Here is a 16,045-nt window from a genome sequence, read left to right on the forward strand (position 1 = left end):
CGCGTACTGGGCGTACGCGGGCGATCCCGACAACGCGGCGAGGCGCCGTGCCAGGCGTCGCGGGGCAGGCGGGACTTTCGAAACACGCCCTAGCCTGATCAGCATCAGCAGGGGCTGCCCGCCCGAGGCGCGCCTCTCTCCCTCCTCTGCACGCCATCACTCAAGGGACAGCGCGGCATGGCCAACATCGACATCCAGAACATCGTGGACGGGGTCGCCACCGCCCTCGGCAAGGGCGTATCCGTCGACGACCTCAGCGGCCGCCTGGTCACTTACAGTGCCCAGCAAGGCCGTGCCGATGAGGCCCGCATCCGCTCCCTGCTCACCCGCGCCGTCCCCGAGGACATCCGCGCCTGGCAGGACAAGCACGGCGTCGCCACCGCCACCGAGCCTGTGGAAGTGCCCCCCAACCCCGATCTGGGCATGCGAGCCCGCCTCTGTGTCCCACTCATGCACCACGGAGTGAAGACCGGCACCCTGTGGATCCTCCAGTCCGACGACACCTGGTCCGCCCCGGCCCTCCTCGACCAACTCGCCTGTCTCGGCGACCAGATCGACACCCTGGCCGCCCTCCAGTACGACAAGGCCAACCCGCAGCTGGAGGAACGCCGCAACCGCGAAGCCACCTTCCAGCACGCCTGCCAAGCCGACCCCACCGCCCTCGACAACCTCAGAACCTGGCCCGCGCTGTACGCGCTGGACACCGTGCACGTCCTGGTGTGCCTGCCCACCCCCACCCACAACCCGGCCCTCCGCAGCGACACCGAGGCCACCCAGCTGCGCGTGGCCCTGCACCAGACCCTGGCCGCCTACAGCCACGTACTGGCCACATCCGTGCAGGACACCCACACCACCGTCCTGGTCCGCTCCAGCCACGGCGCCGACACCCCGCTCCGGCTGCACCACGACCTCACCGCCGCCGTGGCGACCACCGCAGCCCGTACCGACACGCCACCTCCGGTGTTCGCTGGCGTCAGCAGCCCTCTCAAGACGATCGACCGCCTCCCCGACGCTTACCGGCAGGCCGCCACCGCCGCCCAGGCCGCCGCCGTGGACCCCGAGCTCAGCCCCCTTTCCTCGTGGGACGACATCGGCCCGTACCGCTTCCTTGCGAGAAACCTCCGACGGGACAACCTCCACCAGTCCGAGCTCTACGACCGCCTGTACTCAGCCGACGACAGCGGTGACCTCCTGCACACCCTGGAGGTCTACTACGACAGCGCCAGCGTCAATCAGGTCGCCAGGCGCCTCCACCTGCACCGCACCAGCCTTTACTACCGCCTTGGCCGTATCAAGGACGCGATCGGCACCGACCCCCTCGAGGGACCGGCACGCCTGGAACTCCACATGGCCATCAAGACCGCCCGCTGGGCGCGCCGTCCCCGCATCCAGCTGGTGTCCTGAGCCGGGAATTCGCTGCGTAAGTTGGTGTTTGCTCGGCATGATGGTCGGACGGCGAGGACGGGACGGCCGAAGGCCGAGCTGGCGCCGACCGACGATGAGCGCGAGACGCTGTCCCGCTGGGCCAGGCGGCTGGACCTCCTCACAGGCGCTGGCCCTGCGGTGCCGGATCGTGCTGGAGTGCGCAACCGGCGCCTCGAACAAGGACGTTGCCGCCAGGCTGGGTATCGAGGATGAGAAGCGGGTCGCCCGGGTGATGCGGAAGTACGCGATCACGGTATCCGTCTGCGCAGACGGCTGCGCACCACCGTCCCAGAACCGGCCGCCGTTCTGGTCCCGGACTGTTCCGCAGGAACTTCACCGCCTCCGAGTCCGGGCAGTAGTGGGAATCGGTTGCGTGCCAGAGATCCGTACGGCGCTTCGGCGTGTGCTCGTTGCAGGGGAGCGCGATAGTGAGGCCGTGGTGTTGTGGATGACGTGGGACCTGGAAGGGGTCGGTACGGCAGCACAGGCTGTGGAGAGCGTGGAAGACGCTGCTCTTTGGCTGGTCGGCTCTGTGGAGCGTTCACGGCGGGCTTTCGACTCTGAGTTGTCCTGGCGGCTGCTCATGGAATCAGCGCTTCGTGTGCGCGCACGGATGCTCGACGAGGGGCCTCGGACCGTGGAACGCGGTGTGCCATGGAGCTCGGAAGACGAGGGTGTGAAGGTACGGCTCTCCCCACGGCGTCATGCAGCCTGAGCACAGCGCCATCCGCGGACGCCTGGCCGTGCTGTCCTGCGGTTCCCTCACGACAGTCAGCTGGCGTGGACCTCTTCGTCCAGATGTCGATGCGGAGGCCTTTGCGGGTTGGGAGCCTGGTCATCAGGATGATGAACGCCCATGGGCTTCCGAGTGCTGGGGCAGGCGTTCATAGTCGCGGTCGTTGCGGCGGGCCTTCATCAGCCAGCCGATCGACCGCTCGACTCTCCAGCATTCCGGGTGCTGGGGGCGGCCCTGGCGCGTGGCCGGCACGGTTCGAGGCGACGGCGCTGGTCGTCGGCGGCTCGATCGCCGCGTCGTGGGATCTCATCGAGGGACCGCTCAAGGCCGGACTGTACGCCGGTCCGGACACCGTCGTCACGGGGAAACCGGTGCTCCGCACGCTGGGCAGGGGCCGGACGCGTCGGCGGGCCCGGCGCGCCGGACGGTGGCGCCGACATCGGTGGTCCGCTACGGCGCGTAGCACGGCCGGGCAGCGGGAAGCGGCGCCGGCACGCCATTCCCAGCCCGGTCACACGCACCGGGCGTCGGCCCAGCAGAGGAGGCGTGCCGGGAGGGAGACGGTGCCGCCTCCACACCGGGCCTCGATGGCGTCGGCGAGGCTGCTACGGGGCATACGCCACCGTGTGTGGTCTGCTCGGCCACGCACGGGATGTGCTTTGCGCGGGCGCGCTCGGTGTTGGGGAGGAGCGAGGGGCCGCTCGGTTGCGACCGTGTTTGAGGCGAGGATCTGCTGAGCGTGCCGCTGGCCGCGGAGTGGTGGCCCTTCGCTTGGGTGATTTGATCTCTCTGTCATCTTTCGGCGCTCGCCGGCACCGAGAGGCGGAATCGGGCACGGGGCAGCTCATCGGGCCCCGCCCCGGATCTGAGGAATCGGTCAGCCCTTTGTTGCCCCACCGGTGAGGCCCTTGACAAAGTGCTTCTGGAAGGCCAGATAGAAGACGAGAATGGGCAGCGTGGCCAGGAACATCAGCGCGAAGACTGTGCCGAAGTCCGCCTGGTGCTCGCCGATGGCGCGATAGATGCCGACGGTCACCGTGGTGCCGGTGGCCGGCCCCAAGATGATCAGCGGATTGAGGAAGTCGTTCCAGATCCAGACGCCGAGGAAGATGAGAACGCTTGCCGATGCCGGCCGCATCAGGGGGAAGACCACCTGCCAGAAGACGCGGAACGGGCCCGCGCCGTCGAGTTCGGCTGCTTCTTCGAGTTCCCGCGGGATCGTCTTCACGAATCCGGCGAAGACGAGGACTCCGAACGGCACGTAGTAGCCGACGTATGCCACGATCAGGCCTGGCACGGTGCTCATGAGGCCGAGGGCACGGAGCACCTCCGTAATGGGGGTGAGGATGACCGCCGGTGGGACCATGAGGCCGCACAGCAGCGTCACCATGGTGATCTTGGCTGAGAGGCCGGTCGACCGTGCGAGGTAGTGGCCGAGCATGGCTGAGACCGTGGTGACGAGGATCATGGAGATCGCAGTGACCTCCGCGCTGTTGATCAATCCGTACCAGAAGAGATGGTCTGGGCGGGACAGTACGCTGTGAATGTTGTCCCAGGTCGGTGGGATTGGGAGCCCCACCGGGTTCGATACGATCGCAGAGCCGTGCTTGAAGACGTTGACCAGCACGAGGTAGATCGGCAGGAAGAACAGGGAGCTTGCGAGGAGCGCGACCAACGGTCGCAGCCAGGCTCGGGGTCCGGTCATGATCAGGAAGACACCTCGCGTTTCTGCAGAAGCCTGAGCGCGATCACCGATATGGTCGCGACCATGGCGAGCATCACCGCGGCCATCGCGGCGGCGTATCCGATGTGGTTGCCGGTGAACGCGGTCTGAATCACCTGGAAGGCGAGGGTGGACGTGGTTCCGGGACCGGGACCGCCGTTGGTGAGCACCTGGACCTGGTCGTACGCCTTGAATCCGCCGATCAGGGACATCACGGTGTTGATCGTGACGGCAGGCGCCAGCATCGGCCAGGTGACGTGACAGAACCGCATCACTGGTCCGCAGCCGTCGATGGCCGCCGCCTCGTACAGCTCTTTGGGAATGCTTTGCAGTCCGGCCAGGTAGACCACGACGCAGAACCCGAGCCCTTGCCAGGCGACGACCCAGGAGACCGTGTAGAGGGCGAGACTCGGGTCGGAGAGCCATCCCGGCGGATTGCTCATGCCCAGCTGCCGCAACATGGAGTTGAGCAGGCCGTCGTCGACGAGGATCGTCTGCCAGATGACGCTGACCACCACCGCGCTCAGGACGACCGGGATGAAGAAGACGCTCCGCAGTGCGTTGTAAAACCAGCCGCGTCGATCGAGGAGCACGGCGAGGGCCAGACCGCCTGCGTTGGTTACGAGAGTCACGATCCCCGTGATGACGGCGGTGTTCTTCAGCGCTTGGAGGAACTCGTCGTCGGAGGGCAGGCTGGTCAGGTTGTCCAGCCCCACCCATCGGGTCGGCGGATTGAAGGGGTCCTTGTTGGTCAGGCTGTAGAGAATCGCAATGGCGATCGGCACCAGCACCAGAGCGAAGTAGACCAGGAGACCGGGCGCTGCGAATACAGCGAAGCGACTCAGCTTGTCCCGTACCCGCGCCCGCCGGGGCGGGCGCGGGTACGGTTTTGGGCCCATGACCGGCCGCCTTCCTCCTGCCGCGCCTGGACGACCAGGCGCGGCAGGAGGACGATCCGGTTGAGAGCGGGTAGCCATCCGCACTACCGGGTTGCCTTGTCCCATTGCGCGTCCATGTAGGCGCCGAATTCCGAGGCTGTCATGCGGCCGCTGAGCAGCTTCTGGACACCCGCCGCAGCCTTGTCGGCCAAGCCCGGTGGCAAGGAGCCGTCGCCGGTTTCCTGGGAGAAGGAGTTGACGACCCCGCCCGCGCTCAGCGCTTCTTGGTACGCGGCCACGGTAGCGTTGTAGACGGGACCCATATTGCTGGGGGGACGGTAGCCCTTGATGGCGATGATGAGTCCGTCAGCCTTGACGGCGGCGTCGAGGTTCTTCTGGTCCTCCATGAACGCCTGTGCCCATTTCTTGGCCAGACCCACGTCCGGCGCCTTGGAGCTGACTGTCATTCCGCCGCCCGTGACGCTCGGGAGGGCCAGCGAGCCATCATCGGTGGGCCAGGCGAACACACCTGTGTCGAAGCTCGGTTTCTTCGCGTCCGCGGAGGCGGAGAACCAACTGCCCATCGGGTACATGGCGCCCTTGCCGTCGCGGAACGCCTGCTCGGTATCGGCGTAGGAGCGCGAGAGCCCCGCCGGGTCGATGTAGCCCTTGTGGGCCACATCAGCGACCTTCTGAGAAGCGTTGACGAAAGCCGGATCGGTGAACTTGACCTTGTCGGCGCTGCGTTGCGACAGCCAGTCCGGCGACTCCTTGTAGACGTCAGTGGCCACCGCGCAGATCAAGGGGAACATGTCGGCCCAGGTGTCCTTGCCGCCGCCACCGACCACGAACGGATTGATCCCCTTCGCCTTCAGCTTGGCACTGTCCGCGAGCAGTTCGCGGTACGTACGCGGTGGCGCATCGATGCCTGCCTTGGCGAAGTCGCTCTTGTTGTAGTAGACGAGCGTCGCCTGGGTGGCATACGGCAGTTGGTAGACTTTGCCGCCGTACGGGTTGGCATGCGGATCGACATAGTTCGCCAGCTCGCGGTCCGACCAGGGAGCCAGCTTGCCCGCCTCGGCGAATCCAGCCGGGTTCAAGCCGATCACGATGTCCGGGAACTGACCGGTGCTGTCGAGCTGCTTCGCGTATCCGGTGCGGTCGGCGCTGGGTGACACGAGCTTTCTGATGGTCACGCCGGGCACCTTCGCCGAAGCACGGGCGATCGCCGCATCCCAGTACTTCGCGTCGAGGTTGGGTGTCTCGAAGGTGAGGAAGGTCAGGGTGACCTTGTCGCCCTTGGAAGCGCTCTCGCCGGTGCCGCCTGCCGTACATCCGGTCAGCACCAGAGCACCGGCGAGAGCGGCCGTTTTCAGGACCATCGGATTTCGCGTCATGCGTATCATTCCCCTACCCGTCAGCGCCGGGGCCGGTGGTGGTGTCACTGCCTAGTCGTGCCATGACGAGCTGGGAGATCCCCTGCTCCCATCTGCCCTCCGATGCCGTCATATAGTTCAGATTCTTTTGGGGAACGCGCGCACTCCGGAGAGCGACCGCTCTTCCTGAGCGTTCAGCCATCAAGAGCGCTCAGAGTATGGAGCCCCATTCTCAGCGGCGTCAAGACATTAGCCGGAGCTATTGCCCTCTGTCAGCGGGCAGATAGATGTGATACATGTTTACCTGCCGTGCGAGGTCCACACCAGCCTCCGACGTGGAACGGGACACGACGACAGGTCTTCGGTCAGGCACAAGGTGTCATCTCCCTTTGCCGGCATGCGGGCCCGAACGGAGGCCGGGTCTGCCGAGGGGCTGCTGGCGGGAACCGCAAGCCGCAGTGAGCTACATCCGACGGCCTGAGGCGCGAGATACGTATCACCGACGTGACCGTTGAACTGGTCGATCTGCCGGCCCAGCCTGTCTTCCGGTGGCGCCGGGGTCTGCCCGGCTCGGAAGGCCCGGTTGTGGGCGGCATCCTGCGCATCCACACCGATCAAGGCCTGTGCGGGGAAGCGCACACGCGGCGTGGGACCATCCTCAACGACCTGGTGGAGCGGCGCATTCGGCAGGATCTGCTGGGCCGTGATCCCTCCCATCGCGAGCTCCTGTGGCACCGTCTGTGGGAGCTGGACCGCATCGAGGAGTTCCCGATCTACGTCCTCGGGCTCGTCGACATCGCCCTGTGGGATCTCGCGGGAGGGGCGGCTGGGCTCCCCGTCCACCAGTTGCTCGGCACGTACCGCGAAGCCATCCCGGCCTATGCCAGTACGGCGACCTTTTCCAGCATTGAGGAATACCTCGATGTCGCTGACCAGTGTCTCGCGTCCGGCTTCGCCGCGATCAAGCTGCACGCCGGGAAGGGGGGACGTGCCAAGTGGGCGTCGGGCCTATGGGCTATGGACCGCTGAACTCAATCGCGACCACGTCGAACGAGTTGTCCTGGGGCGATGTGAAGCGCAGATACAGCCGATGGGTTCCTTGCAGCGCCTGCACCGCGACCGCCGCCGTGGACTGGTAGTTGTCCCAGCCTCCGGTGTTCGCACCGGTGTCGTCGCCAGCAGTGGCCCGTCAGGGGCGCCCGCGCGCAGCTCGATCGCGCCGACCCCGTACGGGGAGGACAGTGTGTAGCTGACCTGGTTCACTCCCTCGACCCACATTGGCTCCAAGGCGTTCCAGCCCCGTTGCTGATGTCCCCGGGTGGTGGCGCGGCCGCGGGCCGATCAAGAGCATCAAGAGGATGAGACCACTCTCACCTTGTAGGTGACTGCCGCGTCGGGAAGGGTGTCGCCGTTGCGGGCTGTGATCGTGAAATCGCTGGTGCCGGAGGTGGTGGGGATTCCGGTGATGGCGCCGGTGTCGTTGTTGAGGGTGAGTCCGGCCGGGAGGCTGCCGGAGATGATGTCGTAGCGGATCGTCTGGGGGGTGGTGGAGGTGACCTTGAACGCGTAGAGGTGTCCGACTCGGGGGCTCGGGGGTTCCGGATTGGTGAAGCCCGGCTCTGGAGCCTTGACCATCTGGGGCTCTCCGACGGCCTTTCCGCTGGAGTCGAGTTGCTGCAGCTCCCATTCAGTGTCGGGGGTGACGACGCTGAGGTGCCAGTTGGTGGCCGGATCGGCGAGCAGTTTCTTCTGGGCGGGGGTGAAGGCGCCACTGTTGCGCGCGGACTCCCATGTCTGGACGGCGTCCAAGATCGCGGCGGTGTTCGCTCCGGAGGCGAGATCCCGTACGCTCGTCTCGAAGTTGATGCCCGCGTCGAGGGATGCCGCACGCGCCATGGTGGCTTCGATCGTCCGAAGGCCGGAGTTCCCGGAGAGCGCCTGCTGGCCCATCATTCCGGGCAGATAGTTGGCGCGGTAGAAGGTGTTGCTCCGAATGATCTGAGCGTAGTCCGTGACTCCGATCTCGCCCCAACTGGCTCGTGACTGGGCGTCCCAGGTGTTGGAGGAGAGGTTGCTGCATTCGGTGACGAGGTCGTCCTTGGAATCGAGTTGCCGGTAGACGCCGTTGACCAGACGCGCGAAGCCGTAGCCACCCCAGCCGGTGTAGCCCGCCGACTCCAGCCCGTCGTAGGACGTGGCCCGGATGCCGGTGGTGTTGTACGCGGTGGCCAGCCGGGTCGCGATCTCGTCGATGATCGGCAGATCGCCGATCGCGCCGCCGTAGCCGTTCACGTTGATCCGGGCCGCGCTGGTTCCTGCCGGGTACGACTGCGCCACGGAGCCCCATTGCGCCCGCCCCAAGCCGCTGACCTGCCACTCGGTGTCGCCGATCTTCGTGACGGTGTTGTAGGTGATGAACTCGTCATCGACACGCAGCCGTTTTCCGTCGAGACCAGGTCCGAGTGGGCGGTCGGCGTCCACATACAGAGTGCTGTCCGACGCGCCGAGCGGACGGGTCAGCTTGACCGTTCCGCCCGTGGCGAGCCGGGGGTCAGCCGGCCGTGGCGAGACATACGGGTCCGATGGATCGATGAAGTCGGACAGCGTGTGCACGCCGACGTCGATGCCGTGCTTCGCGGCCGTGGCCACCAACTGGGCCGCGGCCTCGTCCGAGCCGCCGAACGCGCTGTTGAACTGATAATGCCCGTGCGACTTCCACGGCCCGTTTCCGGCGATCGCATAGATGTTCTTGATCCCGGCCTGCTGCGCGTACTGGCTGGCGGCGGTGACGTTGCTCGTGTTGAGATCGAAGAGCCAGAAATGGGATTGTGAGGTGCGCTGGGCCGCCTTCTGCCACTGGCCGTCCAGGGTCGGGTAGGGCAGGCCTTGGCCCTGGGCGATCTGACTGAGTACGGTAAGCGCAAGGTCTGGAGCACTGCCGAACAGCGCGATCTTCGACCCGACGATCCGGCCTTCCGGTCCCGGCAGCGGGCCGAGCGGGATCTGGTATCCGGTGGTCCGTTCCCGGAGCCGGACACGGCTGTAGTCATAGGTGGAGGCGCGCAGAATACTGCCCCACGTCGTCTTCGCCGCGACGTTACTGGCCAGCCACTCATCCTTCGGGCCGGTCTGCAGACCGTAGGGGTTCCAGGTGATGTCCGGGCCGAACCCGTAGGGAAGGTGTTCGTTCGGCCAGCCACCCACGGTTTTGTCGTTGAGTGGCCGCACCCCGATCGTGAAGGTGTCGTTGCGGACGACCCCGGCGGTCTCCCCCACGGTCTGGGTGACACTCGTGGGCAGTGGACCCCACAACAGCGTCTGGACATCCACCCCGGGAGCGGCGTTCAGACCCACGACCTCGAGGGTGATGTAGGTGGGGAACTTGACGATCTTCACATCGATCGTCACCTTCTCGCCGCTGAACACCAACACCCGTCCATCCCGCGGCGACCTCCGCACCCCGGTAGGGGCTTCCTGCCTCCCGTCGGCCACCACACTGACCAGCGGCACCGATCGACCCGCGGACAGATAGTCAGTGCCATCACGCTGATCCACCAGCCCGGTGACCAAGCCGGTTTCGCTCAGATCCACCGACAGGAAACCCGCGTTGATCCGCAAGGACTTGGACGCCTGAGCCGCGTGTGCGGGGGCGGCTGTAATGGCAGTCGTCGTGAGCGACGTCAGGGCACTGGCGATCAGGAAACTGCGTCTGTCCACAGTTCCTCCCAAGGTGAAATAAATGGACCGGGCGATGAGTGGCGACTCACATAGTTCATACTCTTCTGGCGATGAGCAGGACTGAGATCGTTGGTGGCGATGGTCTCGCGGCTGCGCCGCATCGACGAATGACTCCGGTGTGATCACAAGGGGGGCGGGGGTGCTGGGGGCGTACCCGGCCCAGCCGGCGGGTTTGGAGTGCTGAGCGGTCAGGGGCGACGGTGACGCCCCGCGCAGCACTGGAGGGGAAGGTTGTCGAGCCATGCGTCGCTGTCGTGCGCGAGCTCGCGGATTGCGCGTTTGACCGGGGGAAGCGCCGAGTGGTGGTGCTTTCGTGGTCCGATTGCTTGGGTAGGTGCGAGAAGATGTCGAACAGGCGCTTGCCGACGAAGCGCCGACAAGCAGGCCTCATCCGTCGTGTTCCTCTGATCACGTCGTCCGCTCACCACATGGAGTGCGGTCAAAAGGGTCTCGAGGTCTGTCGTCACAACCGGATCATTCAGGTCCTCGGTACTGTCATGGGACGGTGTTTGGGGCTTGCTCGTATCGACGCATGACTCAGGTCCGATTCAGCGTGCACGCCGGCGCCTGACGCGTCAAGACATAGATCCGATCTATCTGGTGGCCAGGCCTCCGTCCACGGCATGTCAGGTCGTCACACGACGCTCCATCCATGCATCGACCGGCGCACCCTGTTCCTCGCAGCAGGCGCGGGCGCACTCGCCACGGCCTTGCGCGGGCGAAGGGCCGCCGACCGCGTTGTGGGCTGCGGAGGAGACCCGGCCTGGTCTGCGATAGCTGAGGGGACGGACGCTCCGAGGATGAGTGCCGTCACGGCGGGCACGGCATACCGACACCGATCTACGACAAGCGCACCGCCGGATACACCAACGCCCCTCCGGACGCGGTCTACCGCAGAAGGGCCCAACCGAGTGGCCAGATCGCCCCGTTGACGCCTTCTCGCGCCGCGTGCTTGCATCCCGCCATGCCGCCGCTGGAGCCTCTGGCGCGCCGCCGCGCCGCCGCGCTGTGGACCTCGGCCGCCTTCCCGGCGCGCCGCCCAGTGCGCCGGCTCGCACTGTCCTCTCCCATGTCCGTCTGCTGTGTCTCGACGACAAGGAAATGTCATGCCTTCACCCGTCTCCGCCGCCCGTCACGACGAATCCGCGTACGACCGCCGCAGACTGAGCCAGTGGCTCTCCGGGGAGGCCAGGGCGGACGGGGTCACCCGCCGCCGGCTGCTGACCCTGCTCGCCGCGACCGCCGCCGGGGCCGCGCTCCCCCCGCCGTACCTCGCCCACGCCGCCGATCCCACGATTGTCAAGCCGCTGCCGCCCGAGTGGTTCATCCGGCGCGACACCAACGCCGAGACCCGCTGGGAGGCGCTGCGCGGAACCGGCCACCACACCCCCAACGAACTGTTCTTCGTGCGCAACCACACCGCCACCCCTGTCCTGGACGCCGCCGACTGGCGGCTGAGGCTGTGGGGCAGCGGGCTGCGTGGTACGCCCCGTGAGGACAGGCCGGTGGAGTTCGGGTACGACGATCTGCGCGCCTTGCCCGCCGTGACCCGTACAGCGTTCGTCGAGTGCGCCGGAAACGGCCGCAGCTACTTCACGACGCAGCAGGGCGAGACGGTCACAGGCACCCCGTGGACGCTGGGGGCGATCGGCGTCGCGCGCTGGCGCGGGGTGCGCCTGGCCGACGTCCTGCGCAAGGCCGGGCTGTCCTCGTACGCCGTGGATGTGCAGCCCCGCGGTCTGGACACCGAGTTCTTCAGCGGCGGCGAGAACCTCGGGCGGGTACGCCGTCCGCTGCCGCTGGCCAAGGCGCTGGACGATGTGCTGCTGGCGTACGAGATGAACGGCGAGCCGCTTCCGTACGACCACGGGTATCCGGTGCGGGTGCTGGTGCCGTGGTGGGTGGGGATCGCGTCGATCAAGTGGGTCGGCGACATCGAGGTGTCCACGCAGCCGCTCTACTCGCCCTGGAACACCATCTTCTACCGCCTGTTCGGCCCCGCTTACCCGGAGGAGGGCAGCGCGCCGCTGAGCCGGCAGGTGGTCAGGAGTGCCTTCGAGCTTGCGAGCGGGGCGAGGTTCACGGTGGGGGAGGGGCAGGTGCTGCACGGCCGGTCGTGGTCGGGCGCGGGGGCCATCGCGCGGGTCGATGTCAGCACGGACGGCGGGGCCAGCTGGCGGCCCGCCCGCCTCCACGACCGGCCCCGTGCCGGCACCTGGACCCGCTGGTCCCTCACCTGGAAGCCCGACACAGTTGGCGACACTCACCTCCTGGCCCGCGCCACCGACACGGCCGGCCACACCCAGCCGGACACCGCCGTGGCCAACACGCAGGGCTTTCTCTTCGACGCAGTGGTACGTCACCCGGTGACCGTGATCTGACCACCATCGCCGCGGGCAGTTCACTCCCGGCCGGGCGTAGGCCTGCGGCCGCTACACGGCCGGCTGGTAGTGGCCCCGGGCGATGACCAGCAGCCGCGAGGTCCGCGCCTCGGTCAGGCCATCGGTGAGAACGGGCTCGTCCTCACCCTGCCGATTCTCCGACAGCGGCCCGCTGAGTCCCTCTCGGAGGAGAGTCACGAACTCCAGGGTGAAGACGCTCCCCTCGGGTACAGGCAACGACTTCTGCGTCTTTGCCGCCGAGGTTGACCTCGGACTTTCGCGCGCCAGCAGACTGGAGGTCTTGATGACGTAGGTGATCTCCGGTCGTGAGCTCACGGTCGCCTGCCAGTGGAAGTCGGTTCGGGTAGCTGCCAGGAGGCCTGGTAGCAGACTGGCGGTGTCGGGGCGAAAGGCCCGGCGTCGAAGCCCAGTGTCGAAAGCCCTGCAGGGGAGCAAAAAGCAGCGGTCCGTAGCACCACGCGAAGCCTGCGGCGTCGTCAGCGGCCCGCCCCTCGGGGCATCTTGTCCCGTCTGGCGGGAGGCGCCGCGCTTCTTGCAGGACCGCGAAGGACATAACGGGGCCGACACTGACGTCCGGGCTCACCCGCGCCCTCATGTGGCCATCAGCACCACCCGGCCGCATCAATCAGGGGCTTCTCTGGTGCGCGAACCATCCGGGACATGAAGATCGCGTCCGTCGTCGCCGCTGTGCTCACCCCGGCGCTCGCATTCACTGCCTTGGCCGCACCGCTCCCGCGGCCTCCGCAGATTCCGCCCCCGCCTCCGCACCCGCCGCGCATCCCGTACACCGAAGCCACGGTCAGGGCCGGCGACGACGGCTCGTACAGGATCGCCTGGAAGGCACCTGGTGCGCATGCAGTCTCCATCCGCGCGAACGGCAGCGTGGTCGCTCGCCCAGCCCATGCCGACAGCGCAGTGGTCTACACCTCGTGGCGAACCTCGGGTATATGTTGTTCAATCCCGCTCGAAAGTAGGTTGGAGTGCGCATGAATGGACATGCACCTCGACTGATCAGAGGGTTGGCGCTCGGGATATCCGTGTTCCTCCTGGCAGTGCCGTCCTCGGTGGCCGCACCCGGACCCGGCCCCGCGAAGACCGATCTCAACCCGCGGCCCGCCGTGGTGCCCGCTCTTCAGCAGTGGAAGGGTGGAACAGGCTCGTTCGAACTGCGCAAGCACAGCCGGATCGTGCTGGCCAAGAACCAGGTCGACGAACTCGACGACCAGGGCACGCAACTCTCCACCGACGTCGCACAGGTGACGGGGCACAAGCTGGACGTGTCTCCCCGGATCCCGCAGGACGGCGACATCGTCCTGTCGATCGATCCCTCCCTCGCCGACGCGGCGGGTGGCACCCGGTACGCCGAGGAGGGCTACAACCTCACGGTCACCGATCGCAACGTGACGATCGCCGCGCCGACTGCGAAGGGTGTCTACTACGGCACCCGCAGCCTCCTGCAGATCCTGCTGCTCGACGACGGTCGCGACTCCGTCCCCGTGGGAACGGCCGTGGACTGGCCCAACTACAAAGTCCGCGGGTTCATGCTGGACGTCGGACGGCGGTTCTTCACCGCCGACTACATCCGCGACTACCTGCGGCTGATGGGCTGGTTCAAACTCAACCAGCTGCAGTTGCACCTCAACGACAACGGTTTCAAGGGCGACAAGCTCTGGAGCGAGGTCCAGGCCGGCTTCCGGCTCAAGACCGACGACCCCGAGCTGGCCGGGTTGGCGTCCAAGGACGGGGCCTATGACCGCGCCGACTGGGACTCCTTCGAGGACACCGCCGCCGCGAACGGCGTCACGATCGTCCCCGAGATCGACGCGCCCGCCCACTCGCTGGCGTTCATCCGGTTCCGCCCGTCGCTCGGGCTCAACAACGGCGAGTCCGACCACCTGGATCTGTCCAAGCCGGAGACCACCGCGTTCATGAAGTCGGTGTTCGACGAGTTCACTCCCTGGTTCCGAAGCCCCGACGTGCACTTCGGCGCCGACGAGTACACCGTGGACAAGCCCCGCTACAAGGACTACTTCAACGAGATGGCGGCCCACATCCGCGCGCTCGGCAAGCATCCGCGGGCCTGGGGCAGTCTGTCGGTCATGGCGGGCGGCGCTGACGGTTACGACCGCGACGTGACCATGAACAGCTGGAACAACGGCTGGTACGGGCCACAGGCCCTCAAGCGGGACGGCTACTCTTTCATCAACACCAATGACGCCCTGCTCTACATCGTCCCGTTCGCGGGCTACTACCACGGCCACGGGCTGGACGGGAAGTACCTCTACGACCAGTGGGAGCCGAATGTCTTCCCCAACGGGCAGAGCGTGGCCCCAGGCGACCCGCAGTTGCTCGGGGCCATGTCGGCGGTGTGGAACGACCTGACCGAGGCCACCTACTCGGAGCTGGACGTGCACAGGCTGGTCGAGCCCACGTTCGGCACGCTCGCGCAGAAGATGTGGAGCGGGGCCAAGGCCGGCGTGCCCTACAGCGCCTTCCTGGACACGGTCCGCAAGCTCGGCGTGGGCACCGGGCTGACGAAGGTTGCCACGACACTCGCCGCGTCGGCGTCGGGAGAGGTGAGCCTGGGCAAGGAAGCGACCGCTTCCGCCGGTACGGCGGCCGCGGCCTTCGACGGGGTGCGCACCACCCAATGGGCCAGCGGTCCGGGAGACGAGGCATGGCTGCGGGTCAACTTCGGCAAGCCGGTGGCGATCAGCAAGGTCGAGTTGGACTGGGCGCCGGCTTACGGGCGGGACTACGAGGTCCAGGTGTCACGGGACGGTGAGAACTGGACCACCGTCGCGAGCCGTACCGGCCACGAAGGCGCGGGAGAAGACACGCTCACGTTCGAGCCGGTCACGGCACGGCAGGTACGGCTCGTCGGCACGCATGCGGGCAATGAGCGGAACGGGTACGCCCTGTGGAGCATGCGTGTCTTCGAGGTCCCCGACCTGGCGCTGCACCGGCCGACGACGGCGTCCTCGTCCGAAGTGGCGAGTCTGGGACCGGAGAACGCCACCGACGGTGACGGCACGACCCGGTGGGCCAGCGCCTACCGCGACGGTGAATGGATCCAGGTCGACCTCGGTTCCCCGCAGACCGTCCGGCGTGTCCTGCTCGACTGGGAGACGGCCTCCGGCCGTGACTACGACATCCAGGTATCCGACGACGCCGCCAACTGGAAGACGGTGGCTTCGGTTCGGGACAAGTCGGCCGGCGCCCGCGTGGACGATCTCACCCTCGACCCGGTGACCGCCCGGTACGTGCGGATGCAGGGTATCAAGCGGGCGACCAACTACGGCTACTCGCTGTGGCGCCTGGAGGTTCGATCCATGAGCCCGGAGCCCGACCCCGCGTAGGTGCTTCCGGGTCTGGGTGCGGCGTATGGAGTGGGGCTCGGTACCGCCTCGTGAAGGGGCGGTCCCGTGTACGTGCGACGGGATCACGGGACCGCCGACGGCACCGTCCTGTCAGAGCGCCGTGCTCGCGACGGTACGGAGAGGTTCCTGCGGCTGCCTGTCGGCCTGCTCCATTCGGCGCAAGCCCTGGCGTGCAGGCGGGGGAGGGGACCCATGGACACGACGGTCCGCGACCATCCACCGGCGTCCGCACCCGCACGGACGCCACCGGCGCCCGTCGGCGCCACTGTGATGACGAGGTGTCCGCGGTCTTGACGCAAGCGGCATTACGGGGGCTCTGACCGGCGGAGCCGGCGCGGCCGACGGTAACCCCGTCCTCTCCGCCTCTGACGGGCCGTACCTGGCTCA

The 16,045-nt window shown here is 67.1% G+C and carries 10 protein-coding genes; 4 read left to right on the forward strand and 6 right to left on the reverse strand.

What is annotated here, in order from left to right:
• Window positions 1–177 precede the first annotated feature (177 nt).
• Window positions 178–1,404: a PucR family transcriptional regulator gene (locus ACFY4A_RS36330; RefSeq protein ID WP_390833585.1), complete on the forward strand. Its 1,227-nt coding sequence runs from the start codon at window positions 178–180 to the stop codon at window positions 1,402–1,404.
• Window positions 1,405–3,038: 1,634 nt separating this feature from the next.
• Here the strand turns inward: ACFY4A_RS36330 and ACFY4A_RS36335 are convergent.
• From ACFY4A_RS36335 to ACFY4A_RS36345, 3 genes are all read right to left on the reverse strand, one after another.
• Window positions 3,039–3,866: a carbohydrate ABC transporter permease gene (locus ACFY4A_RS36335; protein WP_390833586.1), complete on the reverse strand. Its 828-nt coding sequence runs from the start codon at window positions 3,864–3,866 to the stop codon at window positions 3,039–3,041.
• 2 nt (window positions 3,867–3,868) lie between these two features.
• The gene (locus ACFY4A_RS36340) at window positions 3,869–4,783 is read right to left on the reverse strand and encodes a carbohydrate ABC transporter permease (RefSeq protein ID WP_390833587.1); all 915 of its coding nucleotides are present in this window, start codon (window positions 4,781–4,783) and stop codon (window positions 3,869–3,871) included.
• 83 nt (window positions 4,784–4,866) lie between these two features.
• The gene (locus tag ACFY4A_RS36345; RefSeq protein ID WP_390833588.1) at window positions 4,867–6,159 is read right to left on the reverse strand and encodes an ABC transporter substrate-binding protein; all 1,293 of its coding nucleotides are present in this window, start codon (window positions 6,157–6,159) and stop codon (window positions 4,867–4,869) included.
• A gap of 483 nt (window positions 6,160–6,642) precedes the next feature.
• Between ACFY4A_RS36345 and ACFY4A_RS36350 the strand changes: the two genes are divergently transcribed.
• Window positions 6,643–7,167 carry a hypothetical protein gene (locus ACFY4A_RS36350; protein ID WP_390833589.1) on the forward strand — a complete coding sequence of 175 codons (525 nt, stop codon included), beginning with the start codon at window positions 6,643–6,645 and terminating at the stop codon, window positions 7,165–7,167.
• On the opposite strand, the gene ACFY4A_RS36355 is transcribed toward ACFY4A_RS36350, so the two are convergent.
• Window positions 7,154–7,252: a hypothetical protein gene (locus ACFY4A_RS36355; protein WP_390833590.1), complete on the reverse strand. Its 99-nt coding sequence runs from the start codon at window positions 7,250–7,252 to the stop codon at window positions 7,154–7,156. The genes ACFY4A_RS36350 and ACFY4A_RS36355 overlap by 14 nt on opposite strands.
• Before the next feature lie 236 nt (window positions 7,253–7,488).
• Complete coding sequence (locus ACFY4A_RS36360) at window positions 7,489–10,002, reverse strand: Ig domain-containing protein (protein ID WP_390833591.1); 2,514 nt, start codon at window positions 10,000–10,002, stop codon at window positions 7,489–7,491.
• A gap of 980 nt (window positions 10,003–10,982) precedes the next feature.
• Between ACFY4A_RS36360 and ACFY4A_RS36365 the strand changes: the two genes are divergently transcribed.
• A complete protein-coding gene (locus tag ACFY4A_RS36365; RefSeq protein ID WP_390833592.1) occupies window positions 10,983–12,257 on the forward strand; it encodes a sulfite oxidase in 1,275 nt (424 codons plus the stop codon).
• A gap of 51 nt (window positions 12,258–12,308) precedes the next feature.
• Here ACFY4A_RS36365 and ACFY4A_RS36370 read toward each other — a convergent pair whose 3' ends face one another.
• Window positions 12,309–12,455: a hypothetical protein gene (locus ACFY4A_RS36370; RefSeq protein WP_390833593.1), complete on the reverse strand. Its 147-nt coding sequence runs from the start codon at window positions 12,453–12,455 to the stop codon at window positions 12,309–12,311.
• A gap of 860 nt (window positions 12,456–13,315) precedes the next feature.
• Here ACFY4A_RS36370 and ACFY4A_RS36375 point away from each other — a divergent pair.
• The gene (locus tag ACFY4A_RS36375; protein WP_390833594.1) at window positions 13,316–15,637 is read left to right on the forward strand and encodes a discoidin domain-containing protein; all 2,322 of its coding nucleotides are present in this window, start codon (window positions 13,316–13,318) and stop codon (window positions 15,635–15,637) included.
• The last annotated feature ends 408 nt before the right edge of the window (window positions 15,638–16,045 follow it).

This window comes from Streptomyces sp. NPDC001292 (assembly GCF_042896465.1).
Taxonomy (GTDB): domain Bacteria; phylum Actinomycetota; class Actinomycetes; order Streptomycetales; family Streptomycetaceae; genus Streptomyces.

Excerpts from the sequence above, each read along its gene's own strand:
- ACFY4A_RS36345 (WP_390833588.1), bottom strand. The coding sequence starts at position 6,159 with ATGACGCGAAATCCGATGGTCCTGAAAACGGCCGCTCTCGCCGGTGCT.
- ACFY4A_RS36365 (WP_390833592.1), top strand. The coding sequence starts at position 10,983 with ATGCCTTCACCCGTCTCCGCCGCCCGTCACGACGAATCCGCGTACGAC.
- ACFY4A_RS36340 (WP_390833587.1), bottom strand. The coding sequence starts at position 4,783 with ATGGGCCCAAAACCGTACCCGCGCCCGCCCCGGCGGGCGCGGGTACGG.
- ACFY4A_RS36335 (WP_390833586.1), bottom strand. The coding sequence starts at position 3,866 with ATGACCGGACCCCGAGCCTGGCTGCGACCGTTGGTCGCGCTCCTCGCA.
- ACFY4A_RS36330 (WP_390833585.1), top strand. The coding sequence starts at position 178 with ATGGCCAACATCGACATCCAGAACATCGTGGACGGGGTCGCCACCGCC.